25 protein-coding genes are annotated in these 24929 nt (G+C 41.9%); 12 read left to right on the forward strand and 13 right to left on the reverse strand.

The features are described from left to right. Window positions 1-36: 36 nt before the first annotated feature. Window positions 37-843: an AraC family transcriptional regulator gene (locus AC0KVP_RS02200; RefSeq protein WP_148825451.1), complete on the reverse strand. Its 807-nt coding sequence runs from the start codon at window positions 841-843 to the stop codon at window positions 37-39. A gap of 104 nt (window positions 844-947) precedes the next feature. Between AC0KVP_RS02200 and AC0KVP_RS02205 the strand changes: the two genes are divergently transcribed. Beyond that, the gene (locus AC0KVP_RS02205) at window positions 948-1883 is read left to right on the forward strand and encodes a DMT family transporter (RefSeq protein ID WP_279693700.1); all 936 of its coding nucleotides are present in this window, start codon (window positions 948-950) and stop codon (window positions 1881-1883) included. A gap of 110 nt (window positions 1884-1993) precedes the next feature. On the opposite strand, the gene AC0KVP_RS02210 is transcribed toward AC0KVP_RS02205, so the two are convergent. Further along, window positions 1994-3244 (reverse strand): YihY family inner membrane protein, encoded by a 1251-nt coding sequence (locus AC0KVP_RS02210; RefSeq protein WP_062032475.1) that lies wholly within the window; start codon window positions 3242-3244, stop codon window positions 1994-1996. 115 nt (window positions 3245-3359) lie between these two features. On the opposite strand from AC0KVP_RS02210, the gene wrbA reads away from it, so the two are divergent. Then, window positions 3360-3953: an NAD(P)H:quinone oxidoreductase gene (gene wrbA, locus AC0KVP_RS02215; protein ID WP_148825453.1), complete on the forward strand. Its 594-nt coding sequence runs from the start codon at window positions 3360-3362 to the stop codon at window positions 3951-3953. A 43-nt stretch (window positions 3954-3996) separates the two neighbouring features. Here the strand turns inward: wrbA and AC0KVP_RS02220 are convergent, their stop codons facing one another. The 5 genes from AC0KVP_RS02220 to AC0KVP_RS02240 all read right to left on the reverse strand — a co-directional run bounded on the left by AC0KVP_RS02220 (window position 3997) and on the right by AC0KVP_RS02240 (window position 8121). After that, window positions 3997-4371 (reverse strand): hypothetical protein, encoded by a 375-nt coding sequence (locus AC0KVP_RS02220; RefSeq protein WP_473338632.1) that lies wholly within the window; start codon window positions 4369-4371, stop codon window positions 3997-3999. 211 nt (window positions 4372-4582) lie between these two features. Further along, on the reverse strand, window positions 4583-5635 hold the full coding sequence (locus AC0KVP_RS02225; RefSeq protein WP_473338636.1) for a sensor domain-containing diguanylate cyclase: 1053 nt from the start codon (window positions 5633-5635) through the stop codon (window positions 4583-4585). A 276-nt stretch (window positions 5636-5911) separates the two neighbouring features. Then, window positions 5912-6487: a xanthine phosphoribosyltransferase gene (locus AC0KVP_RS02230; protein ID WP_004691243.1), complete on the reverse strand. Its 576-nt coding sequence runs from the start codon at window positions 6485-6487 to the stop codon at window positions 5912-5914. Window positions 6488-6577: 90 nt separating this feature from the next. Further along, window positions 6578-7288 (reverse strand): DUF3108 domain-containing protein, encoded by a 711-nt coding sequence (locus AC0KVP_RS02235; protein WP_078426185.1) that lies wholly within the window; start codon window positions 7286-7288, stop codon window positions 6578-6580. 155 nt (window positions 7289-7443) lie between these two features. After that, a complete protein-coding gene (locus tag AC0KVP_RS02240) occupies window positions 7444-8121 on the reverse strand; it encodes a hypothetical protein (protein ID WP_473338642.1) in 678 nt (225 codons plus the stop codon). A gap of 260 nt (window positions 8122-8381) precedes the next feature. On the opposite strand from AC0KVP_RS02240, the gene AC0KVP_RS02245 reads away from it, so the two are divergent. Together AC0KVP_RS02245 and AC0KVP_RS02250 are read left to right on the forward strand one after the other, a co-directional pair. Continuing rightward, entirely contained in the window at window positions 8382-9239 is an 858-nt protein-coding gene (locus AC0KVP_RS02245) for an energy transducer TonB (RefSeq protein WP_473338645.1), read from the forward strand. A 289-nt stretch (window positions 9240-9528) separates the two neighbouring features. Continuing rightward, on the forward strand, window positions 9529-11676 hold the full coding sequence (locus tag AC0KVP_RS02250) for a TonB-dependent siderophore receptor (RefSeq protein WP_473338649.1): 2148 nt from the start codon (window positions 9529-9531) through the stop codon (window positions 11674-11676). A gap of 177 nt (window positions 11677-11853) precedes the next feature. On the opposite strand, the gene AC0KVP_RS02255 is transcribed toward AC0KVP_RS02250, so the two are convergent. The 4 genes from AC0KVP_RS02255 to miaB all read right to left on the reverse strand — a co-directional run bounded on the left by AC0KVP_RS02255 (window position 11854) and on the right by miaB (window position 15474). Next, the gene (locus AC0KVP_RS02255) at window positions 11854-12264 is read right to left on the reverse strand and encodes a hypothetical protein (RefSeq protein ID WP_473338653.1); all 411 of its coding nucleotides are present in this window, start codon (window positions 12262-12264) and stop codon (window positions 11854-11856) included. Between the two features lie 100 nt (window positions 12265-12364). Beyond that, window positions 12365-12844 carry an rRNA maturation RNase YbeY gene (gene ybeY, locus AC0KVP_RS02260; RefSeq protein ID WP_004691232.1) on the reverse strand — a complete coding sequence of 160 codons (480 nt, stop codon included), beginning with the start codon at window positions 12842-12844 and terminating at the stop codon, window positions 12365-12367. 57 nt (window positions 12845-12901) lie between these two features. Beyond that, window positions 12902-13978 (reverse strand): PhoH family protein, encoded by a 1077-nt coding sequence (locus tag AC0KVP_RS02265; RefSeq protein WP_004977846.1) that lies wholly within the window; start codon window positions 13976-13978, stop codon window positions 12902-12904. A gap of 38 nt (window positions 13979-14016) precedes the next feature. Then, window positions 14017-15474, reverse strand: a complete 1458-nt coding sequence (gene miaB / locus AC0KVP_RS02270; RefSeq protein WP_473338656.1) for a tRNA (N6-isopentenyl adenosine(37)-C2)-methylthiotransferase MiaB — start codon at window positions 15472-15474, stop codon at window positions 14017-14019. 309 nt (window positions 15475-15783) lie between these two features. Between miaB and AC0KVP_RS02275 the strand changes: the two genes are divergently transcribed. The 5 genes from AC0KVP_RS02275 (at window position 15784) to AC0KVP_RS02295 (ending at window position 20385) form a co-directional block, all read left to right on the forward strand. After that, on the forward strand, window positions 15784-17751 hold the full coding sequence (locus AC0KVP_RS02275) for a lytic transglycosylase domain-containing protein (protein ID WP_473338657.1): 1968 nt from the start codon (window positions 15784-15786) through the stop codon (window positions 17749-17751). Window positions 17752-17838: 87 nt separating this feature from the next. Then, window positions 17839-18432 carry a ribonuclease T2 family protein gene (locus tag AC0KVP_RS02280; protein WP_473340386.1) on the forward strand — a complete coding sequence of 198 codons (594 nt, stop codon included), beginning with the start codon at window positions 17839-17841 and terminating at the stop codon, window positions 18430-18432. Window positions 18433-18601: 169 nt separating this feature from the next. Next, on the forward strand, window positions 18602-19588 hold the full coding sequence (locus tag AC0KVP_RS02285) for a malate dehydrogenase (protein WP_004691225.1): 987 nt from the start codon (window positions 18602-18604) through the stop codon (window positions 19586-19588). Window positions 19589-19761: 173 nt separating this feature from the next. Next, window positions 19762-20022, forward strand: coding sequence for a DUF2789 family protein (locus AC0KVP_RS02290; protein WP_473340388.1), 261 nt, complete (start codon window positions 19762-19764; stop codon window positions 20020-20022). A gap of 105 nt (window positions 20023-20127) precedes the next feature. After that, the gene (locus AC0KVP_RS02295) at window positions 20128-20385 is read left to right on the forward strand and encodes a DUF2789 family protein (protein ID WP_004691219.1); all 258 of its coding nucleotides are present in this window, start codon (window positions 20128-20130) and stop codon (window positions 20383-20385) included. A gap of 84 nt (window positions 20386-20469) precedes the next feature. Here the strand turns inward: AC0KVP_RS02295 and AC0KVP_RS02300 are convergent, their stop codons facing one another. Together AC0KVP_RS02300 and AC0KVP_RS02305 are read right to left on the reverse strand one after the other, a co-directional pair. Beyond that, on the reverse strand, window positions 20470-20997 hold the full coding sequence (locus AC0KVP_RS02300) for a hypothetical protein (protein ID WP_004691217.1): 528 nt from the start codon (window positions 20995-20997) through the stop codon (window positions 20470-20472). Window positions 20998-21069: 72 nt separating this feature from the next. Then, window positions 21070-21672: a 2OG-Fe(II) oxygenase gene (locus AC0KVP_RS02305; RefSeq protein WP_473338663.1), complete on the reverse strand. Its 603-nt coding sequence runs from the start codon at window positions 21670-21672 to the stop codon at window positions 21070-21072. A gap of 115 nt (window positions 21673-21787) precedes the next feature. On the opposite strand from AC0KVP_RS02305, the gene AC0KVP_RS02310 reads away from it, so the two are divergent. Genes AC0KVP_RS02310 through AC0KVP_RS02320 form a run of 3 tightly spaced genes read left to right on the forward strand, consistent with a single transcriptional unit; the run spans window position 21788 to window position 24620 of the window. Then, window positions 21788-22645, forward strand: coding sequence for a 23S rRNA (adenine(2030)-N(6))-methyltransferase RlmJ (locus AC0KVP_RS02310; protein ID WP_473338666.1), 858 nt, complete (start codon window positions 21788-21790; stop codon window positions 22643-22645). Between the two features lie 43 nt (window positions 22646-22688). Further along, the gene (gene pssA / locus AC0KVP_RS02315) at window positions 22689-23519 is read left to right on the forward strand and encodes a CDP-diacylglycerol--serine O-phosphatidyltransferase (protein WP_473338668.1); all 831 of its coding nucleotides are present in this window, start codon (window positions 22689-22691) and stop codon (window positions 23517-23519) included. Between the two features lie 27 nt (window positions 23520-23546). Next, the gene (locus AC0KVP_RS02320) at window positions 23547-24620 is read left to right on the forward strand and encodes a DUF6670 family protein (protein ID WP_473338670.1); all 1074 of its coding nucleotides are present in this window, start codon (window positions 23547-23549) and stop codon (window positions 24618-24620) included. Window positions 24621-24929: the final 309 nt, after the last annotated feature.

A 24929-nucleotide genomic window follows, 5' to 3' on the forward strand; every position in this document is an offset into this window, starting at 1 on the left:
ATTCAAAAAGATCACTTCGGTGATCTTTTTTTAGCGTTATTGGTGGCTATGGTACAGTTTACGGAACTGATCGGGGGTATATACCATCCAGCGTTTAAACATATTAATAAAGGCCGATGCATTGGCATAGCCCAAATCCAGCGCGATACTTTCGACCTTTTTTCCCTCTGTCAGCATGCTCATGGCTTTCATGACTTTTAAGCGCTGTCGCCATTCATTCAAGGACATGCCAAGTTCTTTTTGGCTATAACGTGCCAGTGTGCGTTCAGTCATATTGTGCTGTACCGCCAGTTGTTGCAAAGAACTGTTATCCGCAGGGTGCAGATGTAAAAAATCTAAAATGCTTTTCAGGGTCGGGTGTTCAGAGTGTGGTAAATAGCTGCTGACCAATTCTGCATGATGTAACTGATCAAGCAAAACATAGAGTAAGCGCATATGTTCAGGTGCATCATCTGGCAGACTAGATTGTCTCAAATGTTTGAATAGTGCCGAGACCAAAGGTGAGCTGAGCATAATACCCGCTTGCTGAGGTAGATGGGTGCATAAGCTTTCATGGATATACAAGGTGCCATGCGAGACATCGGTGCGATTTAAGCTGCTATGAGCCACATTGGGTGGGAGCCAAATGCCATAAGGTGGTGGGGTAAGGTAGTCAATCTGGTTAATATTCACTTCCATCACACCATTAAAGGCGTATACAAATTCCCCCCATGCATGTCCATGCACAGGATAAACCGACTGCGCGGGGTCTTCGCGAAAGCTGATCCACAATAATTTATCAATATGATCATTGGTCGGTAATTGTTTGAGTGGCGCGCTCTTTTTTTGTTGTCGTTGGGGCATGGCTGAAATTGCCTGAATAAGAAGATCTCTTGTCTGTTTTAAATTATATGTTTTATTTCAGACAAATCTATAGTGAGCTTTAATCTTTTTCAGTGGAGCAGGTCGTGAGTAGTCGTCAAGCGCTGGACAGTAAAGCTTCAGGGATTATGTTTGGGCTGTGTATTTTGTGGGGATTACAACAAGTGGTGTTAAAGCTTGCTGCCCCCGATATTTCTGCAGTGATGCAAATTGCACTTCGCTCAGGCCTCTCTGCGTTGATGGTTTACCCCATGATCAAGTTGGCAAAGGGCACATCTTTATGGGGGCGAGACTACTTACCCGCAGGAATTTTAGTTGGGCTTTTATTTGCAGCAGAATTTTTTCTGGTCGCTCAAGCTTTACGTTTTACCTCCGCGGCGCATACCGTAGTTTTGCTTTATACCGCGCCTATTTTTGTAGCATTGGGTTTGCACTGGAAGTTGCCTTCTGAACGTTTATCGCTCATTCAGTGGTTGGGCATTGCATGTGCATTTTTTGGGATTGTGATTGCATTTTTATTTCGTCCTGCAGGCTCACAAGCGGCTGCAAGTTCTGCACTTTGGGGTGATGCTTTAGCACTTTTGGCAGGGGTATTGTGGGCAGCCACAACCATTGCAGTGCGGTTGACTAAACTAGCAGAAGCACCTGCGACCCAAACTTTGTTTTATCAGCTCTTTATCGCATTTTTAGTGTTATTGACTGTGGCTTTCTTCATGGGACAAGCGACGATTCACTGGTCTGTATTATCCGTTACAAGTTTGCTTTTCCATACCATTGTCGTGTCATTTGCCAGTTATCTGATTTGGTTTTGGCTGTTGAAAAAATATTTGGCATCCCAGTTGGGAGTCTTTTCTTTTCTGACTCCAATCTTCGGGATGTGTTTTGGTGTGGTGTTACTCAATGAACAGCTGGAACTCAACTTTTTGGTAGGAACATGCTTTGTGTTGATGGGGGTGACGGTGGTGAGTTTGCATCACAAAATTAAGCAGTATGTGCAGGCATTTAGAATGGCTTTGCAGTAAATACTGAGTCGGCTTGAATCTACCTTAAATTCAGGGTGAAGGTTGAACTTAAATTGCTTTGATTCAACATATAAAAAACGTGTCATAGACACGTTTTTTAATATGAAGGCTTAAGATTTATCATCAAAAATTGTAGACAGCGGAATAGCGAGTTTGGCCGCCAAGTAATCATCCGATTCTACTAACGCTGGGCCAATTTTTTGCATCCAGACATCATCAGGATGGACATTACCCAAATCTTTACGCTTTGGTAAAGGGTAAGGAAGTTTGCTGTAAAAACTCCAAAAATCGACTTGAGATAAATTGCGTACCAGCACATATTGGTTGTCATCGGTACGTTTGACTAAGTTTTGTTGTTCAAGCATAAACACGTAACTCGGCCAACGCCCCAATTCATCCCGCCCTAATACATCTAAAGCTTCATCATCAGAGATACTGAGTCCTTGTTGCTGCTTTTTATAAAACAGCTCCAGCAAATCTAGTAGCATAATGACAGGGTGCCGTTTTTGCTCTTTATGGGAGGTAAAGGCGGTCAGGGCATAACTAATTTCGACCCCAATCAGGACAATATTCCACGACAGAAAAATCCATAACAGGAAAATGGGAATCGCGGCAAATGCACCATAGATAATTTCATAACTGGTGAAGTTCGACATAACGAAGCCGAACAAATTTTTCAGAAGTTCAAACACGACGGCACTAAATAAACCTGCAATCAAAGCCGATTTAATCGGGACGCTGCGGTTTGGAATGGTCCAATTCAGGATAAAAAAGCCAACAACGGTTAAGCAAAATGAAATCAGCCACAGGACAAATGCGCCATCAAGCTCATAGCCTGCAAAATTATTGCTCAGAACATTGAGGGAAGCCATCGTCGACGAAATGACAAAGGCACTACCGAGTAGAATGGGGCCCAAAGAAATAATGGTCCAATAGCGCATAAAGCCAATAATGCCGCCGCGAGTCTCACGAACGCGCCAAATTCGATTAAAGACCGTTTCAATACTGGTTAGCATCATGACGGTAGTGACGAATAAAAATAAGATCCCGATAATGGTTAAATTACTGGATTTATCGGTAAACGCATTTAAGGCCTTGTCAAAAGCAATCGTGGTTTTCGGTAAAAAATTACTATAGATCAGTTGTTGTAATTGCTGTCGTGCAGGTTCAAGCGCTTTGATTGAGGAAATGATCACCAAAAAAACGGTCAGCATTGGAACGACGGCAAACAGGGTCGTATAGGTCAGTGAACCTGCTTGTTCACGACATCGATCGGCCTCAAAGCGGCGCAGTACAAATAAAACGAACTGAAACCAAGTTTTCTCATAGAAAGGAAGTCTTCTTAAGTACTGTTCTAACATAGGCAAAGTATCTCTTTTGTTTTCTTCATCTTTTCTACATTTTTCACCCTAAGCTTAACCAAAAAATAGGAAAAATACCGTATAGTTTTATTTTTTCTGTCACCGAACTCTATTCATGCAAACCTATGTTTTAGTTTTATATTACAGCAAATATGGCAGTACCCGTGAAATGGCGCATCTGATTGCAAATGGAATTGAAGCCAGTGGTGTTGCAGTTAAAATTCGAACGGTGCCGAATATTGCGGCTGTGGTGAAGGAAGCAGAGCCGAGTATTCCTGCAGAAGGCGATATTTATTGTAGTTTAGAGGACTTGGCAAACTGTGCAGGTTTGGCGCTAGGCTCACCAACCCGCTTTGGTAACATGGCCTCTGAAATGAAATATTTCCTCGACCAGACCACCAGTCTTTGGCTCAATGGAGCTTTGCATGGCAAGCCGGCTTGTGTGTTTACTTCGTCAGGTTCGATGCATGGTGGCCAAGAAAGTACTTTATTGACTATGCTGCCACCATTGTTTCATCATGGCATGATGATTTTAGGGTTGAACAATGCCATTCCCGCATTGTCACATACTAAAACAGGTGGAACACCGTATGGCGCGAGCCATGTCAGCGGGCCTCGACATGATCAGCACTTAAGCCAAGATGAAAAAGTGCTGTGCGAAGCTCAAGGTAAGCGTCTTGGGGAAGTTGTGAAGAAACTACAAGCCTAGAACATTGAGACATGAAAAAAGCCCATCAAGGATGGGCTTTTTATTATTGGGCTGGCGTCAGATGCTGTTCTTTGAACTTTGTACCGCACTTGAGACATTTATAGTCAAGAAAGACATTTTTATCGACAATCGCACCCGCTTTTTTACCAAAACGATGTCCTAAAAACCCGCCTGTTACACCAATACTGACTGCACCGACAAAAGTGCCAATGGTACCACCCATAATCACCCCAAGAGGTCCAGCCGCTGCACCGATCGCTGCACCAATAGAGGCCCCAGATGCTGCACCACCGACGGTACCAGCGGTTGCACCTGCCGAACTGAGCAATACGCCCCCAATTTTAGTCAGTTGTTGCTCGTGATTGCGTTTTTCAACATCACTAGAGCCACATTTTGGGCAGAGAATTGTATTTTCCATAGTCTATTGGCCTATTCGGGTGACCAGTGATTGAAGCTGGCAGCCGTTTTACGGTGTGGATGACACGTTGTGCAGAACAACCGTGTTTTGAGCTTAAATTTGAAAGATCTAAACAACTGAATCTAGAGTAAATCTTAGTTGAACTTGCGGCAATAATATTTATTAAACTTGTAATTTCTTGAGTACTTTATGCTGTGTTTTTAAATACAGTTTAGTTGGCAAAGTGAATTCGGTTTCGTCCTGCTTGTTTGGCACAGTACAAGGCTTTATCTGCGCGTTTAAAAACATCCTCTGCATCTGCATCATGTTTGCCGACTTCAGCAACCCCTATACTGACGGTGAAACATAGCACTTCTTGCTCATAATGTACTTCCATCGCCTCAATTGTTGAACAGATGCGTTTAAAGACCCGCATAGCTTCATCACCCAAGCAGGCGGGTAAAATAATCGCAAATTCCTCACCGCCAATACGGGCTAGAAAGTCTTCGTCACGCAGTACGCTGCGGATTTTTTTGGTCATCTTTTTCAGCACATGGTCACCTGCGGTATGCCCATAACAGTCATTCAGCTGTTTAAAGTGATCAATATCTAAGATGCCTATCGTAAAGGGTACGCGAGTATGGCTGAAATGCTGCATGGTTTGATTACTTTCTTGCACAAATACTCGACGATTAAAGGTCCCTGTGAGTTCATCTGTAGACGCTAAGACAGCCATTTCTTGCACTTGTAAATGCAATTTAATGTTCAAAGCTAACCAAGTGGCGAGACTCTGTAAAAGAATCGCTTGCTGCAAAGTGTAGTGATGTTTACGTTGATCTGCCACATTTAAGGTACCAATACACACGCCATTGTGAATCATGGGTGCATCCATACAGGTGCCCATGCCATGCTCGGAAAGCATTTTACAATCCAGTTCATCCGACTGAGCGAGGTCATCGCAAATGATCAGTTGAGATTGGGCAAAAACTCGTCCGACAAAGGTCTGTCCAATCGGAATTTTAAAATCCATTGGAATCGCATGATTGCCTGAGATCGAATACAGCTTGAGATATTCTTCAGTATCTTGCAGAGTAATACTGGCCCGATCCGCATCAAACACGTGAGAAATCCAGTAAGCAATCGTATCTAGAACAGCTTGCAAGGAGTCTGCTTTACTCAAGTCGTGAATGAAGTCTACGGGGAGTTGAATGGAGTGCGCGCCATCAAAGCCAGATAATTGGCCTGGGGTAAATGATCGTTCAGTTAATTGATTCTTGTTTATCATTCAATTCGGTATCTCTATAAAATAGTATCCAATTTAGTCTTTGTTTGTTTTGCTCTTAGAAAGTGGACATTACCTTTTAGATTTGATCATGCTATATAAATCGCATTTCTCCAACTTCAATGTGTAATTAAATTGAAAAAAAACGATATATTTTTACTTTAAATTAAAAATAACCTACAGCGCAAATGTGGCATTTACATGTGGATGACCCGCGGGTCATCTGAGTGACAAAAAAAGAGCACCTGAAGTGCTCTTTTTTGAAGTTAAACGCCGTGATTAGTCACGAACAAATTCAACAGTGCCATTTGCCAATGACTTTACGCGTGCCAAAGATTCAACGCGGTAGCCTTTTTCAAGCAAAATGTCGCGACCAGGTTGGAATGATTTTTCAATCACAATACCGACACCTACAACTTCTGCTTTCGCTTGGTGAATTAAGTCAATCAGACCCAATGCCGCTTGACCATTGGCCAAGAAGTCATCAATCACGAGGGCTTTGTCTGCTGAGCTGATGTGCTTATTTGAAATTGCAATCGTGCTTTCGGTTTGTTTGGTAAACGAAAAGACTTTTGAGCGGTAAAGGTCATCTTTTAAGGTTAAAGATTGGTATTTACGCGCAAAAATAACGGGCACGCCCAGTTCTAAACCTGCCATGATTGCAGGTGCGATACCTGATGCTTCAATCGTGATGATTTTAGTGATGCCTGCATCTTTAAAACGAGCAGCAAATTCTTTACCGATTAATTGCATCATAACCGGATCAATTTGGTGGTTTAAGAAAGCATCAACTTTCAGAACTTCATCAGATAGAACGATACCTTCGCTTAAGATTTTCTGTTCTAGTGCGTACACGGGAGAATCCTCTAGGGGCAGGTGCTTTTTCAAGCAAAAGCGTATTTTAGGAAGCACCTGAAAAAATGCAAGTAAAATTCGTCAAAATGACTAATTGCTTGCACCTTTATAACCCGTTAATAGCAATCCATAGGATGTTTTCTTATCCACATGGCTGACTTTGACTGGAAGGTAGTCCAATTTAGGTGCTAACCAGAAAATAGTTTCGCGACCAGGTTTGTCATGTTTCATCACCACTTTAATGGTATCAAAGGTGCCATAATCGGTTTTGATTGATTCAGAACCTTGCTTCACAAATTTACGTGCTTCCACTTCTTTGGCATCGGCCAAATAATAAGTCGATTTTAAACCGCCATTTTTGATGTCTTCCCGAAGTTGTAATTCAGCATTCAGTTCATCCAGTACGCCTGCTTTCCAAGCGAAAGAACGCGCTTCTTTGTCTTTCTTGGTATTGATGGTTTTTGCCGCTGGATTGAAGTTAATACTCATGGTGTTGTTATGCACCAAAATTTTACTGCTACGACTAAAACTGCTGGACTGAATTTGTTTACCATTAAAACTAAAGCGACTACTTTCGGTTGCAGAGGCGATACCACCAGCTTTGGCTGCAAAGACATAGTTCCAGTTGTTGCCCGATTTCGATAACGTACGCGTCGCTGAGCCCATGTTTTTGCCATTATAGTTAAATTGATAACTGGCTTGGAATGGACTCATGGCAAAGGTTTGACTGGAGAAACCGACAAAGAGCAAGGTGCTGACACCTGTTGCCATTGCGACTGTTTTCAACATTGATTTAGCCATAAGAAAAAGTTTCCTATTCAGTTGTAGGCACAAATTTTTTGCATAGAAATATTATGCACGTTGATTATGAAGAAAAAATTCGAAACATAGGGCAAACTGTAGTTTTATGTTTCTTTTACCCACCTTAAGTCACATTTTAGTCGCAGCATCCCGAATTATTTTTGTCGAATTGGCGAGACCGTGCTTTGGTCTAGATTAGGTTCAATCAAGTCATCGATCGAGGTTTGCGAAAACTTATTGAACAATGCCGTTAAGTTGACATTACCGATTACTACCAATTCTGCTTCACGCAACACGGCATGATTGACATGGACTTTACCTAAGGTATCGATAATGGAACGATTTTTTCCTAACCAGCGATTCAGATCCAAATGCAGCAGATCATCTTTGACTTTAATCACATTCAGTTTTTCTAAAATCATGCCTAAGGGGTCTTGGTTCAGGACTTTTTGATAAAAGAATAGGGCACAGCGCACACCCATTTTATGAAATACCGTTGGGTATTCAGCATCCAGCACACTGGTGTCACTGATTTGCTCAAATACGATCAACTGTGTTTTTTTATTTAATTCCATTTGTGCCAGTTTCAAATCTACCGAGAGCGTGAGTTTGAGTCCGTTATAGTCGAGTGTGGCATATAAACGTAACCAATCATCATGTAAGTCGGCATGCAGGTCTTTCAACATTCTCACGTTGTCGGTCACAAAACGTTGAAAAGTGGCATTTAAAAAGACTTGAGACATTGGAAACTCGCGCTCATCCTCAATAAATCCTTCAGCCTTTTGATAAACTTGGCGTAAACGATTTGAAATGTTGGAAATAAGCGTTTGCATAAGAGGCGTCCTAGCGAATCAACGTGTTTGAGCGATCAGATCTCTGGTCGAAATGTTTGAAAAATACTGCTCATGAACCTTGCAGTTTAGCAAAATTAATTGCACCATTTTCATGATTTTATGAAACAGTGAATCTAAATGGCACAAGGTCTCATTCTACGCAATAAAATGAAGACTGTGTCTATTTTATACTGCGCGCCTGCGCTTTGGGGAACAAGACAAATTGTCGGTTTGGTGTGATGCTTAGAAAAATAAATGTAATGCCTTTGGCTCATGATTGGTGGAAAGACCCAATTTTTACAGCGACTGTTGTGCTGGCGGTATTTTTGCATCTCGTGATTTTGACTTTGCAATTTGCTATGCCTCAAGAGAATGATGCGGCAGTGAAAGAAATTGCCGTTACCTTGCGTCTTTCTGATAAAAAAATTGAAAATGCAGATTTTTTAGCGCAAGCCGATCAACAGGGTTCAGGGACCTTTCGTGAGTCACACCGCATGTCGAGTGACATGCCCGCACCAATGCTTGAGCAAAGTACAGGCGAACAGCAGCGTGAAACTTTAGAACAGATCCAACAAAAACGTGAGCTGAATTTTGAAGAAAAACTGTTAATGACGACTTTAAGTTGGCAAAAACAAGCTGAGGATAACCAGCGCAAAAAAGCCATGGAAGAAATGAACAGTCAGTTTCAAGCCAAAGCAGCAATGGTGGCCAGCCTTGAAGCGCAATATTTACAACGCCAACAAAACTTTAGCCGTCAGCAAAAAATCAAAACAGTCGATGGTATTCAAGCCAAGCAAGATATTTCGGCAGCCTATCTTGAAAAGTTCCGTCAGAAAGTGGAGTTTTATGGCAACCGTTACTACCCAGAAGCAGCTAAACAGCAGCGGCTGGCGGGTGAAGTGCGTTTAATGGTGATTCTAAATACATCAGGAGGTATCCGCGCCATTCGCCTGATTGATAGTTCAGGCCATGAGATGCTCGATGAGGCTGCAAAAGCCTCGGTACGTAAAGCTGCACCATTTGGTGGATTTGATGCCAAAATGAAGGATATTTCTGAGTTACGCATTGTGCGTACATGGCGTTTTGACCCAGCAGAGGCAGAGTTTGAAGTGCACTGAGTTGTGCACTTCTTTACGTAAAATTATTATAATTAATTTTAATTTAATAAATTTTTAAAAAACAATATATTATTTATTTGTTTTGATTTTTTATCATTATAAACAATAAAAAACAATACATTAAGTTTACTCCTTAAAACTTGAATTGATAATAAAAATAATTATCATTTGCAGTGTATTTTTTGTTAAATATTTTTAAGCATTGAGGCATCTTTCTTTATAGCGAAGCGATGGGGTGAGAGTGTGCATGCCTTTAAATATTCGATCCCTGTTATAAGGACATAGTTTTATGTACAACTCTCCAACATTGAATCGCTTCAAAGTTAGCCCACTGATGTTGGCTATGGCGGCAGCAACGGTATTTCTCCCGACGTTGGTATCTGCAGCATCTACAGTAGGCAATGAAAGTACACAGCTTGAAACCATTACTGTTCAGGCTGAGAAAGAGAATCCAGCCGTAACAGAAGGAACTAAGAGCTATACTGCTAAAAGTGCCAGTACCTCGACCAAATTAAATTTGTCGCTTCGCGAAACACCGCAGTCGGTTAAAGTTTTAACCCGTGAGTATTTAGATGATGCAAATATTAATTCTTTCCAAGATATGTTGAACAGCGTGACAGGAGTAACGACCAATCGCTGGGATGAACGTCAATATCCGACAGCACGTGGGTTTGATGTGGATTACTATTTATTTGATGGTGTTCCGAGTTCATCTGAACTGGACATTGCAAGTGATCCAGACCTGAGTATGTATGATCGTGTGGAATTGGTGAAAGGCGCTAATGGGCTAATGACGGGTGCGGGTAATCCCTCGATTGCGATTAACATGGTGCGTAAACATGCCAATGCAAAAGAGTTAACAGGTACTTTAAGTTCATCTTATGGTTCGTGGAATGCATGGAATAGCATGGCAGATATTTCTGCACCTTTAAATGCGGATGGTACTGTGCGTGGGCGAGTTGTTGTTAAACATGAAAGCACAGACTCTTTCGCAGATTTATATGAAAAAGAAAATAATTTATTTTATGGCGTGCTTGATGCAGATCTGACCGATAGCACCTATCTGTCAGTGGGTGCAAGTTATCAGGAACTTGATCGTTCAGGCATTAAATGGGGGGGGTTACCTGCATTTTATAATGATGGCTCGCTAACAGATTTTGATCGTGATTTAACAGTGACCAGCGATTGGACCTATTGGAATACCAATACAACTACAGCATTTGCCCAATTTAAGCAGAAGTTATTTAATGATATTACGTTGAACGTAAATTATGATTACCGCGAAATTGATGCAGAGACAGCATTATTATATCTGTGGTCCGACTCTGTAGATAAAGCAACCAATAGCAGTGGCGGGTTATATCCATACACCGATACTTCAAAGACTACGCAAAATAATGCAGATGTTTATATTTCAGCACCTTTCACTTTAGGTGGACTACAGCAAGAGGTTGTTGCTGGATTTATGTATAACCAAAGTGAGCTGACTGATCGTTATTATGGATCACCAACTTTAGATAATGAAACGATTGATTTTAATAATTTTACGCCATCAAAAATTCTTGGATCCATTAATAATAATGTCGCAAATCCATCTAATAAAACCACGCAAACAGGGGCTTATCTAGCAGGTAAGTTCACTTTGTTAGAGCCTTTAAAGTTAGTAACAGGTGTACGTGTATCCAATTGGGAGTATGAAAGTGCTGACGGTAAAGGCAATCGTAAATTTGATAATAAAGTGACGCCATACGCAGGGTTGATTTACGACTTTTTGGAAGATTACTCATGGTATGCCAGCTATACAGGTATTTTTAAACCAGAAGATAAGCAAGATGCGAATCAGCAATATCTTGACCCACGTGAAGGTAAAAGTTATGAAACAGGTTTGAAGGGAGAGTTTTTTGACAAACAGCTTAATGCATCAATGTCGGTATTTTTAACAAAACAAGATAATGTGGCTGAGAAAAGTGGATCGATTGAGATTGATACTAAACCAGTAGATGTTTACAGCAGTGCGGATGGTGTGGAGAGTAAAGGATTTGAAATAGAGTTAGATGGCAAACTGACGGACAAGTGGGACATGAGTTTTGGTGTCGCTCATTTTAATGCAGAAGATGCGAATGGCAAAAAAGTACAAACGACTGCTGCGAGAACTTCAGCCAATCTATTTACCAAATATACACTCGATAGATGGAGCTTTGGTGGTGGCTTAAACTATAAGAGCGAGGCATATAAAGATGAGACTGCGGGGCGCATTACGCAAGATGCCTATGTGTTGGCGAATTTAATGGCAGCTTATCAAGTTGATCAAAATATTAAACTTCAACTGAATGTGAATAATTTGTTTGATGAGAAATATTACGAAGGCTTAGGTAAAAATAGTATGGTATATGGTGCACCACGTAATGCAACGCTAACTTTCCGCTATCAATTCTAAAAATCTTGAGAAATACAAAAACGGCTTATTAATAGCCGTTTTTTATTCAAATGTGAATAAGTCTAGGCTTATTCACATGCCGTCTTGACTTGAGTCAGCGCATTCTCATTTTCAGACTTCAACCTTAAATGGCTGTATCATTGTTTTAAGTTGTTATGCTATCTGGGTTAGCTCGGTTTATTGGGTTGCGCGTACATAGGCACCGTCTTGACGTCCACCGATCCAAGTCACAGTTAAATGAGACTCTTCCACATCTAGGCGGGTAGGAAAAATTTCTAAGTGCTTGCTATATTTCGGTAATGCTTTTAAACCAATGCAGTTGCCATTTTTCCACCATGTCCCTTCAGCATATTGGTCTAAAGAGCCGACAGCTAAGTACCATTTAAATTTACCGTTGGGCTCTAGTAAAAGTTCGGAACCGACCTCCATAACGCCGTTTAAATAATAATGTCCAGCCCAGGCCTGATCTGCGTCTTGAAACTTCACTTCCTGACAGGATGTTTGATTTTCATCATTGCTCTTGGCATAAAGTGGCGTGGTGCAGAATAGGGTAATAACGCAGAGTAGTTTTGAAATCGATGTATGCATTTTTATAATCTCTTCATCTCTTTTTTCATCTTGCATTATTTTTAGCATAAATAAACCCGACACATCGAGATGAATCGGGTGAGTTGTTTAGATCTAATAGCTATTGTTCTAAATAAGGGTTTTCAAAACCGAGTTTAGCCAAAATTTCAATTTCGATACCTTCCATTTCTTCAGCATCTGCTTCTGACGTTTCATGGTCATAGCCCATGAGGTGCAATGTGCCATGTACCAACATATGGGTGAAATGCGTCAGTGGTGCTTTGTTTTGTTCTTTCGCTTCCAACAGCACCACAGGAATGCAAATGACTAAATCGCCAATAGGAAATGAGTCAAGAATTTGTGCCATTTCATCGGGCAAGTCACTCGGGAAAGACAATACATTGGTGGATTTATCTTTGCCGCGATATTCCAAATTCAATTTATGACTTTCGTCATGGTCGACACAAGCAATGCCAATTTCACAGTTACTCTGTGTGCCAATATGACGTAAAACAGTTTCTACAACTTTTTTGATATAACCACGTTTCAAGACCAATTCAGGTGCTTGAAAGTCCTGTTGTAGAGAAAGACTCAGTTTCAAAATAGATCCTTAAATAATGACATCTGCGGGCATTTTAAAATGCCCGCAGGCTTTAACTTAATGCTGAGCATCGGCAGCGGCATCATTTTCAGCCACTAAGGCCTCTTGACGCGCTTTGCGTTCAGCACGAGCTTCAGCCGTTAAGCGATGTTGTTCTGCATCCCATCCCTCATAAGCTTCAACAATTTTTTGCACTAATTGGTGGCGTACCACATCACGAGAGTGGAAGCGGGTAATGTGAATTTCTTTGATTTTGTCGATGATTCGTAAAGCATGCGCCAGACCAGATTGCTGACCACGCGGTAAGTCGACCTGTGTGATATCGCCAGTAATCACTGCGCGCGAACCAAAGCCTAAGCGTGTGAGAAACATTTTCATTTGTTCAGGCGTGGTGTTTTGCGCTTCGTCTAAAATCACGAAAGAGTGGTTTAAAGTTCGACCACGCATATACGCCAGTGGTGCCACTTCAATCACTTGACGTTCAATCAGTTTGGCTACTTTTTCAAAACCAAGCATTTCATACAAGGCGTCGTAGAGTGGGCGTAAATACGGATCAATTTTCTGGCTTAAATCACCGGGTAGAAAGCCGAGTTTTTCACCCGCTTCAACGGCAGGACGAACCAATAAGATCCGTTGAATTTCATTACGTTCTAGCATGTCGACTGCGGCTGCAACTGCGAGATAGGTTTTACCTGTACCCGCGGGTCCAATACCAAAAGAAATATCACTTTGTAGAATACGCTGCACATAACGCTTTTGGTTGGCACCACGTGGATTGATACGACCTTTACGGGTTTGGAGCCATACTTCATCTAAACCAGTGTGCTCTTGCCCGTCGAGGTCTTCTTGCAATTCACGGTCAGTCTGACTGCCTTGAATCATGAGGTGTAAGGTGTCGGCACTGATTTGTGCCGTATTTTCTGCTTCTTCATGCAGGCGATGGAGCAGACCTTCGGCTCTCTCAACTGCATCCATTTCACCATCGACATAAAATGCATCACCTCGATGGGAAATAGTGACATCTAAACGCTGTTCGATTTGTTTCAAATGACCGTTATAAGCACCGAGCATGCTCTTTAAACGTTCTATTGAAACCCCAGGAAAAGTTACTGTACGTCGAATCGCTGCAGTCAAGAGAATTCCTTTAAGTAGTCAGAATCTATTCCCTTACATTACGCCACGTCAGGCTCAAGATTCAAGAGTTCACCATAAACAAAATTCAAAGTTTTAATCTCTGTCACTTCGATTTCAGCGAAACGTCCGACCCATGCTGCATCACCAATAAAACTCACATAACGAGTATTATCAGCCGTACCAATCAGTAAGTTTGGATCTTTGTCAGAAACCTTTTCGACCAAAACGCGTTGAATCGTGCCGAGCATGGCATCGGTCTTGTCAATACTTGAGCGTTTGATCCATTTTTGAACTTTACTGAGACGCTCTTTTTTCACCTCTTCAGAGGTGGTGTCTTCAAGCTCAGACGCAGGTGTACCCGGACGTTTTGAATAGACAAAACTGTAGGAATGGTCGAAGTCCATATCTTTGATGAATTGATAGGTTTCTTCAAAGTGCGCATCGGTTTCACCCGGGAAGCCAATGATGAAGTCACTGGATAAATGCATATCTGGACGGACTTTGCGTAATTTGGCAATTTTGTCGATATAGACATCAATGGTGTGGTTACGCTTCATGGCTTGCAGAACATCGTTTGAGCCGCTTTGCACGGGCAAATGTAGATGCGACACCATTTGCGGTAGGTCACGGTAACATTCAATCAAGTCATCATTAAACTCAAGTGGATGTGAAGTGGTGTAGCGTAAACGCCCAATCCCCGGAATTTCTGCAACCAGACGTAACAAGTCTGCAAAAGTACAGATATTGCCTTCGAATGTTTCACCGCGGTAACCATTGACGTTTTGACCCAATAAAGAAATCTCACGGACACCTTTTTCGGCTAAAGTGGCAATTTCAGCTAAAACATCATCCAATGGGCGAGAAACTTCTTCACCACGGGTGTAGGGCACCACACAGAATGAACAATATTTTGAACAACCTTCCATAATTGAAACAAAAGCCTTGTAACCTTCAACACGCGGTTCAGGTAAAAAGTCGAATTTTTCAATGTCTGGGAAAGAAATATCGACCAATTTGATTTTTTCTTTCTTGGGTTTTTCGATTTGATCGAAGTGCTGATCCAGCATTTGTGGCAAACGGTGCAAGGTCTGTGGGCCGAAAATCATGTCGACATAGTTGGCACGTTTTTGAATGTTGTCACCTTCTTGAGAGGCCACACAACCACCAACACCAATGATCAGGTTTGGATTTTTGTCTTTCAGCTTGCGCCAGCGACCCAATTCAGAGAACACTTTTTCTTGGGCTTTTTCACGAATCGAGCAGGTATTCATGAGTAGAATATCGGCTTCTTTCGGGTCTTGGGTCAGCACATAACCGTGCGAGTCGCCAAGTAAGTCTGCCATACGATGACTGTCATACTCATTCATCTGACACCCTTGCGTTTCGATATACAGTTTTTTAACTGATCCATCGATGGCTGGGGTGTGCTGTGGCTGGGTAACAGTGTTTTCTGAGGCAGCTTGGGCACCATTTGGAATGAAGGTTTGAACCGTCATGTAGGCTCCTAAGGGGGATAAATCTAGGTTTTTGTGTCTGATCGGTATCTGTGGCGGCGAAAGCAGAGCTTGGCTGGCGACAAAAAGGGTCGATCAAACACCATGTGAAATCTACGAAAGGCGCATATTTTAGCAGGAAATCTGAATAAACTTATAGCTTTAAATCTGAAGCTAAAAAGATTGATTTGTGAAGTGAAAATGCAGGAAAATTAATATTGTCTAATCATAAGGTTACATAAGAGAACAATAGAGTCTGTTATGAGTTATTAAACTAATGAAAATGATGAGACGAGACTAGGCAATCCAAAGATGACTGAAGGCAAACCCATGTTAAAACGATTACAGAATAAATATTATCAAGTGTTTGCGTTGGGTGTGGCTGCCTTGGGTCTATCTGCAGCGACACAAGCCGCAGATGAACAGTTTAATGATGCCTTACGTGCCGCAAATGCAGGGAATGTAAGCTTATTACAAGAATATCAAAGCAGTATGCAGGGTGATGTGCTGGGCTATTACCCTGAATATTGGGTGCTTAACAGTAATTTGGCGTTGCAGCCTGCGGCGAATATTGTCGGATTTGCACAGCGCTATCCGCAATCTGCCATGGCTGAGAAGCTAGCAGCAGATTACATCGAAGAAAAAGTCAAAATGGCCGACTTTGCTTCTGCACAGCCGGTATTGGCCTATGTGTCCAATGCAGATCGCGCAGAAAGCTGTGCCATGGCGCAAGTCCGTGCCAAGTCAGGCGATCCTTTGGTTTTTGCCGAATATAAAGATGTTTGGCTCACGACCAATTCACAACCTGAATCTTGTACAGGGCTAGGGCGCATGATGTTGTCTAGTCCACTGATGACGGAGCAAGACAAACAACAACGTTTATGGGCGCAGCTACGTGCAGGGCAATCAGGTCAAGCGATTGCAACCGCACAAACCATTGGCATGAATCTGTCTTTGGCCCAGCTGAATAGTATTCAAGTCGATCCCCTGAACTATCTATGGTCCGCACCGAAAGCATCGGCGGCAGATCAAGCGTATTTAATTTATGCGATTGGCCGTTTAGCCGACAGTGATCTAAATACTGCACTGGCATCGGTCAAGCGAGCTGCTGAGGGGACACCTGAGGCGGTACAAAAAGCGTTGTACCGTGCCGTGGGGTATATCGGTGGCACAACCGTTATGAAAAACAATTTTAATGTGGAAGTGTTGCAAGCCTTCGATCGGAGCTATGGTTTAGCACTGAGTGAAGAAGAAGCTGAAATCTATGCACGTCAAGCCATTCGTTTCGGCGCCTGGGAGAGTGTCATTCGTGCCATTGATGGCATGAGTGTGACGCAGAAACAAGAAGATCGCTGGCAATATTGGTTAGCCCGTGCTTCAGAACAACGTGGTGATGCAAAGTCAAAAGCACTGGCCCGCGAGATCTTCAAAAAATTGTCAGTAGGTGACGATTATCATAACTTATTGGCAAAAGATCGTATTGGTCAGCGTTATCAAACGATTCCAGCCAATACCCAACCGAGCAATGCGGATGCGCAACGTTTGAGTCAAGATATTCACTTTAGCCGTGCTTTTGCACTGCGCAACGTCAATGCACCAGACAATTATGTTAACCGTGAGTGGAATTGGGCGGTTCGACAAGCTTATTTAAAACAAGATGATGGCTTAATTTTGGCTGCTGCTAAACGTGCCACAGAAATGGGATGGTATGACCGAGCGATCTATGCAGCCGATCGAACCGTCAAGCAGCATAACTACAGTTATCGTTATGCCATGCCGCATCAAAGCTATGTGGTCAGCCATAGTCGCAATGCAGGCATAGATCCTGCATGGGCGTATGGGTTAATGCGCCAAGAAAGCCGATTTGTTACCCATGCTCGTTCGCATGTGGGGGCAGGTGGTTTGATGCAAATCATGCCTGATACGGCAAAACTGGTCGCTAGACAAATGGGTGAAACCTATAATCCTGCTGCACTGAGTGATATGAATACCAATGTACGTTATGGCACATTTTACTTGTCCATGATTCAAAGCCAATTAAGTAACAGTCCTGTACTTGCCACAGCGGGTTATAATGCAGGGCCAAATCGTGCGCGCCGTTGGCAGCCTGAAAATCAGCCGATTGCGGCGGATCAATACACAGAAAGTATTCCTCTGACTGAAACTCGTGATTACGTCAAGCATGTCATGAGTAATGCGACACATTATGGTGTTCTGCTTGGACAGGGCCCACAGTCTATTACCCAGCGCATGCAAAATATTCCTTTTAGAAGTCAATAATAAAGGCACAGACATTTTATGGTTTTGATGTCATCCCAATCAGTCTTAACGCAAAAGCTTCTGCTGTTGATCAGCAGCGGCATTGCTATGGGATTTTTTGTGACGTCAGTCCATGCAACACCGACCGTGTTTGGCTATGTGATGGAAGTTCAAATGACACCCGCCGTTTGCTTGTTCGATAGTCAAGGCTCAAAGAAACGGAAGTGTTTGGAAGGCTATTCACTCAATATCACTGGCTTATACCCTGAAACTACGACACGAGAATGTCAGACCAAGTCTTCAGCTGTATTGTCTCCGCTTCAAACTAAAGTGGTGGCGAGAGTCATGCCTGATGAGCATGCACGTCGTCAGTTGTGGGCAGAGATTGGGGGGTGTGTGCCGATGAGTGCCAGTCAATATTTCCGTAACGTGATTAATTATGCAGAACGTTTAAAAATCCCCGCAGATTTGACTTCATCTGAAAATAAAACCGCGCAACTGCATAGCTTACGTGGACAGTTCCAACGTTTGAATCCTGGATTGCCTGCAAGCGGGTTACGTTTTAGCTGCCGTACTCACCGTCAAACCAATATTTTGACCGAAGTCAAGGTCTGTTATAAACCCAATGGTCAGTACAAAGGTTGTGCAGAGAATATACAAGAAAACTGTCCAAATTCTTTTGCGATCAAAGGTTCTTACTAATCTCTTTCCCTAAATTAATTTATATTTCCTATCATACTTTTGTTGGAATTCATTCTCTTTTACATGCATCTGCCAAAGTATTGGAGTACAATCTTTGCCGTTTATGATTATTAAGATTAGATAGAACAGCTATTTAATCATATAACGTTCCTCAAATGGAGATAAGTACATGAAGCAACCTGTTCGCGTTGCCGTTACTGGCGCTGCTGGTCAAATCGGTTATAGCCTATTATTCCGTATCGCTAGTGGCGAAATGTTAGGTAAAGACCAACCAGTTATTCTGCAATTGTTAGAAGTTCCTTTTGAGAAAGCTCAAGCTGCGCTTAAAGGCGTAATGATGGAATTAGACGACTGTGCTTTCCCATTATTGGCTGGCATGATCGGTACTGATGATCCAAAAGTTGCATTTAAAGATGCTGACTACGCGTTATTGGTTGGTTCACGTCCACGTGGTCCTGGTATGGAACGTGCTGACTTATTGAAAGTGAACGGTGAAATCTTCATCGGTCAAGGTCAAGCACTAAACGAAGTTGCTAGCCGTGACGTTAAAGTACTTGTTGTAGGTAACCCTGCAAATACAAATGCTTACATCGCAATGAAATCTGCTCCAGATCTTCCAGCGAAAAACTTCACAGCAATGTTACGTCTTGACCACAACCGTGCGTTGACTCAAATTGCTCAAAAAGCGGGTGTTGCTGTAGCAGACATCAAAAACATGACTGTTTGGGGTAACCACTCTCCAACGATGTATGCTGACTACCGTTTTGCAACTGTAAACGGCGAAAGCTTAAAAGACAAAATCAACGATGCTGACTGGAACGCGAATGTATTCCTTCCAACTGTTGGTAAACGTGGTGCTGCGATTATCGAAGCGCGTGGTTTGTCTTCAGCTGCTTCAGCTGCGAACGCTGCTATCGACCATATGCGCGATTGGGCTCTTGGCACAAATGGCGAATGGGTAACGATGGGTATTCCTTCTGACGGTTCTTATGGTATTCCTGAAGGCGTAATGTACGGTGTTCCTGTAACTTGCGAAAATGGCGAATACACACGTGTTGAAGGCCTAGAAATCGATGCGTTCAGCCGTGAGCGTATGGACAAAACTCTTCAAGAACTTGAAGAAGAGCGCGCAGCAATTGCTGACATGCTTAAATAATTAAAAACCGATCGGTTTAAGATCTGTTTTGAAAAAAGCACTCCATTTGGGGTGCTTTTTATATGGGGTGTTTATTGAACAAAAAATAACATGCTGTGATGTAGATACAACTGAGCATAGATGGCCAAAGGTTTATTCTAAAAGGGCATGATCAGGGCTTGAGGAGAACAATGATGTTTGACCAACAACCGACTTTAGAACTTTTATTTGAACAATTGGGGCTTGATGCGAGTGCGGAAGCAATCGATCAGTTTATTGAAACACACCAACTTACTTCAGACATTCCATTGCATAAAGCACCCTTTTGGTCAAAAGCACAGCATGACTTCATTATCAGTAATTGGAAAAAAGATGATGAATGGGCAATGGTGGTCGACCTGTTAAATGAACAATTGCATACAGAACATACGCTTTCAGGATCGTGTCATTTATAATCACAAATTGAAACAACAAACCTAGTTTTATGACTAGGTTTTTTTAGAAAATACATATAAGTTAATTCAATAATAATTGACAATAGTATTGATAAGGAGGCCGAGATGCTCAGTCAACATAAACCATCCTTAGAGCTTTTATTTTCGCAACTGGGACTCGCCAATAGTGCGGCTGCCATCGAGTTATATATTCGTACGCATCAACTTCCTGCTCATCAGTCTTTACACGATGCACCGTTTTGGAATTCCGCTCAACGTGCGCTATTAATCAGTCATTTGGTTCAGGATGATGATTGGGCGATTATGGTTGATGAACTCAATCAACAGCTACATCTTGATGCTTATAAACTTCAAACTGCCTAAATTGATCCTATGCCGTCGTGATTTACATAGTGGAATTGACCCATAAAAAAACGCCTGATTTCAGGCGTTTTTTATTTGTAGATTTTAGTGCAATTTACTTTGCATCAGCTTGATAAACCAATCTTCTTGATGAAGGTCAACAAAAGCGGCATGTTCACGCAGTAAAACGAAATCAAACTCGGTGCTTTTCGCATATTTGCCAAGCCAGTGTCGTGCCAATGCTGACTCTTTTCGACTGACCGAGGCATAGGCCAAAAACAGGTAAATATCGCCCTGACCATAGCTGGTCAGTGGTTTTAGAATTTGCTGTGTAATCAGTGCAAAGCGATCTTCTTTGGTGATTTCAAAGTACAGCATATAAGCCTTGGCAAGATGCAAAGACAAATTGAGGTACAAAGATAGAGGCATTTCCTCAAACTCAATTCGACCTTGCTCAAGTAATACCACCGCTTCTTGTAAAAAGTGGACTTGCTCTTGGCGCAGTTGGCTCAGTGTGACCAACTGTAAGCGCAAATCAGCACGCTCAAGGGCTAATTCAGGGCTATTGCCTTGTAGGTAGAGTTGATCTGTTTCACCAATACGCTGAATAATTTGTTGACTGCTGGCACGCATCGGTTACATCCTCATCAATTGATGTTCAGTATATGAGGATACTTCTTACAATTTAAAGTCTTTTTGCTTGAATCATAGGATTGTACTGTCACTTCGTAACCATCCAGTAATCGATAAACGCTGATGTTTAGCTTCTAAGACCTCATGCAGCAAGTCACTTTGAAACAGTGCAATACGATTCGGTTTGGGTTGTAGCACATGCCAAATGTCATTTTTATCTTGCAGATGAAGTTCACCGCCCCAACCGTCTTGCCAGTCTTCGTGTAAATAATAAACCGTAGAAATCATGCGGCCATTTTTGCCTTGAGGGTTATCACGGTGCAGGGCATAAAACTCGCCAGCGTTATAGCAAGCAAAATGTGCTTCGACGTCTCGAATACCAAGATAAAAGGCACGATTTAGTTCCTGACCCAAACTATAAAGGGCTTGAACATGATGATTGGAAATAACGAGCTCGGGATTGAGCCATAAAATGTGATCACTACGGATCTTGCTGATGACACCGTTTTGAATAGCAGCTTCACGAAAGCGGTTTAAGTTCGAAGTACATTCTTCAATGAGTTGATTTACATAGTCATTAGAGTAGGCATCATCAATGATGGCAAAACCATGTTGATCTAAATCATCTAGGATTTGATCAACATTCCAAGACTTTGGGAGAAGAACTGCTTCCATTACATTAACCTAAAAAAGACAAAGAAAAGCCACGGTTATTCTAGTGTATGAAAGCAATCTGAACGAAACTATTTTTCATGCTAAAATACTCATTGATTTTAGGAATGATAGAAACATGAATTACCGTCACCACTTCCATGCAGGTAACTTTGCAGATGTCATGAAGCATGTCCTTTTGCTTCAGATTTTGACTCGCCTCAATCAAAAAGATAAACCGTATCGTTATATTGATACGCATGGCGGTGCTGGTAAATATGATTTATCGACTTCAGAAGCACAAAAGTCGGGTGAGTTTTTAAATGGTATTCACCGCTTAGTAAAACTTGATGACTCAATTAAGCGTAATGCACCTGAAGGTGTTCAGCAGTATTTAAAAATTGTTGAAAAAATGCGTGAAGGTTCAGGCAAAGGTGCTTATCCAGGTTCGCCATGGTTTGCATTGGAAGGCATGCGTGAAATAGACAAAGCCACCATTTTTGAAATGCAGCGTGATGTATTCCAACAGTTGTATTACAACGTTCGTGATAAACGCGCGGGTTTACATGAGCGCGATGCGTATGAAGGGCTATTTGGCGTTATTCCACCCAAAGAAAAACGCGGATTGGTGATGATTGATCCACCTTACGAAGTGGAGCGTAAAGATTTCCCTCAATTGGTTGATCTCATAGCGACTGCATATAAAAAATGGCCAACGGGTGTGTTTGCAATTTGGTATCCGATCAAAGACCGTGCCATGATTGATCGTTTTGAAAAGAAAATGATTAAAACATGTATTCGTCGTCAGTTGATCTGCGAAGTATGTGTTTGGCCAGATGATACCCCAGTGGGCTTAAATGGTTGTGGTCTATTGGTGATTAACCCACCTTGGAAGTTTTCTGAAGATGCAGATGAAGCGCTCCAATGGTTGTTCCCACATTTGCGTATGAGTGAAAATGGTGGTCATGCTGCTGTTCGTTGGTTAGTTGGCGAATAAAGATAGACTATAAGAGAAAAGGCTACATTAGGATCGACAGAGAATGACAAATATAAATAAACCTGAAAGCGAATCTTCACCCCGCAGTACGCCTACTTTTGATGGGATTACTTTTGAGGTAGAAGAAGAAGAGCATACACAGGAAGGTCAAAAAGTAAAACGTCGAGGTATTTATTTGTGGCCGAACCTGATTACAACGGCAGCGTTGTTGTCAGGCTTTTATTCCATTATTGCCAGTATGAATGGCAACTTCCAGCAAGCGATTTATGCCATTTTCTTGGCAGCGTTATTGGATGGCTTGGACGGCCGCGTTGCACGAGCCATTGGTGCGCAGAGTGCTTTTGGTGAGCAGTATGATTCTTTATCTGATCTATTGGCGTTCGGTGTTGCCCCCGCTATTTTGATGTATAGCTGGAGTTTGGATTCGCTCGGTCGTATTGGTTTGGCGTGTTGTTTTGTCTATACCGCCTGTGCCGCGTTCCGTTTAGCACGGTTTAATGTGCAAATCGGTGTGGTCGATAAGCGTTACTTTATTGGTGTAGCTAGTCCACTTGCTGCGATTATTATTATTTCATTGGTTTGGGTCGGACTCGATTTCCCAGAAATTTTTGATCTTCGTGAGCGGGGTATTCAAGCCATCAGCGCAGCAGTGATTGTGTCTGTTGGACTCCTCATGATTTCGAATATTAAATATTATTCATTTAAGACGGTAGATCGTAAGCGCGTTCCATTTTTTGTCCTTCCTATCGCGGTCTTTATTTTTGCTGCAATGACTTACAATATCCCTGTGGGTATTTTGGTCATTTCCTTGATTTATGCACTATCTGGCTTTGTTACTACGTTTTTAGCACGACGTCAGCACAGCCCATCATGAGTTAATGATATGTAGAAGGAGTATGATATGTGGTTGTTTCAAGATTTTCTCGATCAGTCTAAACAACTTAATCAGGCTCCTTCACGGTCACTTCCTGCTTATCACCCACCCAATAAAAAATATAAAATTATTCATCAAGCTTTAACCATTCCCAATCTTCCTGCGCCACTACATTACTTAAATTTTTTGAGCATGATTGGTCAGCCCAATACGCCCATGTTTCGGAATAACAGTGCAATCAGAACTACCCCCTTAGATACTGCTACGGTATTGGCCAGCAGTAGTCCACATATGGCAGGGCAGCTGAACCGTTATTCAATTTCTGCGGAATGTTCATTTCAAGAAAAAACATTTAAATTTGCCAACAAAGAACAACTCATGGGAACGTTCCCAAAATTTCAAATTCAAAGAAAAGACACAGAATTGAGTTTTGAGATTGAAATAACAACAACACCACTGATTTCACATTTCACCAAATTGCGTTTTGGTCTTGCCGAGCATTGGTCTGTATTGTGTCGATGTCAGGGAGAAGTTAAATATAAAGAACAGCGCTATGACATTGACCAGTTAGGAGCTTTTGAATACGCGCGCAGTATCGACTTTAGTTATTTACCCTTAGCGTTTTTCACATATCAAGTCATTAATCTGGTGGATCAGCGTCAGCTATTGTTAGAACAAATTCGAGATTCGTTTAATCGAATTGTACAGTCACGTATGTATATACGTGATTTGCAAAAACAACAAACCCATATGTTTGATCGGATGGTTTGCTTTCAAGTTCATCGTGTTTATCCTGCTGTGAAAACCCCCAATGGGCAAAAAATGTATTTACCGCGAGAGTTTGAATGGCATTATCAAGATGAGCAGGGACATCACATTCATCTTTACGCTCAAAGTCGTGGTGATTTTAAATTTGGTTTGGCTGCGGGTTATGTAGGTAGCTTTAAATATCAACTCAAAATGGATAATTATGAGGAACAGGGCGAAAGTGGTTATTGTGAATATGTGGATTGTCGTGCATTAAAGTGGCAAGAAAAAAAATCGCAAGAAAAAAATCGAAATGAAATTGGAGAAATTGTTCCCTTTTCACTCAAAAAATAAGAAAAAATCGTCATTTTGCTGAATAAATAAACAAGTGGGAGTTTTTTTATAAATAATTGAGTAAAGGGGGTTGTGTTGGTTTGGAAATGCTGTAGAATGCACATCCATCGGCGGTGATGTTGATTAAAACTTGTTGAGAAACAAGGATTTAGCCCAAGCGGTAGAATCTGGAAGTCTTGAATAGGTTTAAAAATAATTAACAAAACCAGTTGACTTCTTCTTGAAAGAGAGTAGTATAGCCGACCTAGCTTGCTGATGACGAATCAGTGAGAAGATCATTAAGAGATTATGAAGAACAACTTGTGTGGA

Source organism: Acinetobacter sp. DL27 (assembly GCF_055810995.1).

What these genes read in the sequence shown, in the direction of transcription:
- AC0KVP_RS02200 (WP_148825451.1), bottom strand. Translation starts at nt 843, where the DNA reads ATGCCCCAACGACAACAAAAAAAGAGCGCGCCACTCAAACAATTACCG.
- AC0KVP_RS02210 (WP_062032475.1), bottom strand. Translation starts at nt 3,244, where the DNA reads ATGTTAGAACAGTACTTAAGAAGACTTCCTTTCTATGAGAAAACTTGG.
- wrbA (WP_148825453.1), top strand. Translation starts at nt 3,360, where the DNA reads ATGCAAACCTATGTTTTAGTTTTATATTACAGCAAATATGGCAGTACC.
- AC0KVP_RS02220 (WP_473338632.1), bottom strand. Translation starts at nt 4,371, where the DNA reads ATGGAAAATACAATTCTCTGCCCAAAATGTGGCTCTAGTGATGTTGAA.
- AC0KVP_RS02225 (WP_473338636.1), bottom strand. Translation starts at nt 5,635, where the DNA reads ATGATAAACAAGAATCAATTAACTGAACGATCATTTACCCCAGGCCAA.
- AC0KVP_RS02235 (WP_078426185.1), bottom strand. Translation starts at nt 7,288, where the DNA reads ATGGCTAAATCAATGTTGAAAACAGTCGCAATGGCAACAGGTGTCAGC.
- AC0KVP_RS02240 (WP_473338642.1), bottom strand. Translation starts at nt 8,121, where the DNA reads ATGCAAACGCTTATTTCCAACATTTCAAATCGTTTACGCCAAGTTTAT.
- AC0KVP_RS02245 (WP_473338645.1), top strand. Translation starts at nt 8,382, where the DNA reads ATGCCTTTGGCTCATGATTGGTGGAAAGACCCAATTTTTACAGCGACT.
- AC0KVP_RS02250 (WP_473338649.1), top strand. Translation starts at nt 9,529, where the DNA reads ATGTACAACTCTCCAACATTGAATCGCTTCAAAGTTAGCCCACTGATG.
- AC0KVP_RS02255 (WP_473338653.1), bottom strand. Translation starts at nt 12,264, where the DNA reads ATGCATACATCGATTTCAAAACTACTCTGCGTTATTACCCTATTCTGC.
- miaB (WP_473338656.1), bottom strand. Translation starts at nt 15,474, where the DNA reads ATGACGGTTCAAACCTTCATTCCAAATGGTGCCCAAGCTGCCTCAGAA.
- AC0KVP_RS02275 (WP_473338657.1), top strand. Translation starts at nt 15,784, where the DNA reads ATGACTGAAGGCAAACCCATGTTAAAACGATTACAGAATAAATATTAT.
- AC0KVP_RS02280 (WP_473340386.1), top strand. Translation starts at nt 17,839, where the DNA reads ATGGGATTTTTTGTGACGTCAGTCCATGCAACACCGACCGTGTTTGGC.
- AC0KVP_RS02285 (WP_004691225.1), top strand. Translation starts at nt 18,602, where the DNA reads ATGAAGCAACCTGTTCGCGTTGCCGTTACTGGCGCTGCTGGTCAAATC.
- AC0KVP_RS02290 (WP_473340388.1), top strand. Translation starts at nt 19,762, where the DNA reads ATGTTTGACCAACAACCGACTTTAGAACTTTTATTTGAACAATTGGGG.
- AC0KVP_RS02295 (WP_004691219.1), top strand. Translation starts at nt 20,128, where the DNA reads ATGCTCAGTCAACATAAACCATCCTTAGAGCTTTTATTTTCGCAACTG.
- AC0KVP_RS02300 (WP_004691217.1), bottom strand. Translation starts at nt 20,997, where the DNA reads ATGCGTGCCAGCAGTCAACAAATTATTCAGCGTATTGGTGAAACAGAT.
- AC0KVP_RS02305 (WP_473338663.1), bottom strand. Translation starts at nt 21,672, where the DNA reads ATGGAAGCAGTTCTTCTCCCAAAGTCTTGGAATGTTGATCAAATCCTA.
- AC0KVP_RS02310 (WP_473338666.1), top strand. Translation starts at nt 21,788, where the DNA reads ATGAATTACCGTCACCACTTCCATGCAGGTAACTTTGCAGATGTCATG.
- pssA (WP_473338668.1), top strand. Translation starts at nt 22,689, where the DNA reads ATGACAAATATAAATAAACCTGAAAGCGAATCTTCACCCCGCAGTACG.
- AC0KVP_RS02320 (WP_473338670.1), top strand. Translation starts at nt 23,547, where the DNA reads ATGTGGTTGTTTCAAGATTTTCTCGATCAGTCTAAACAACTTAATCAG.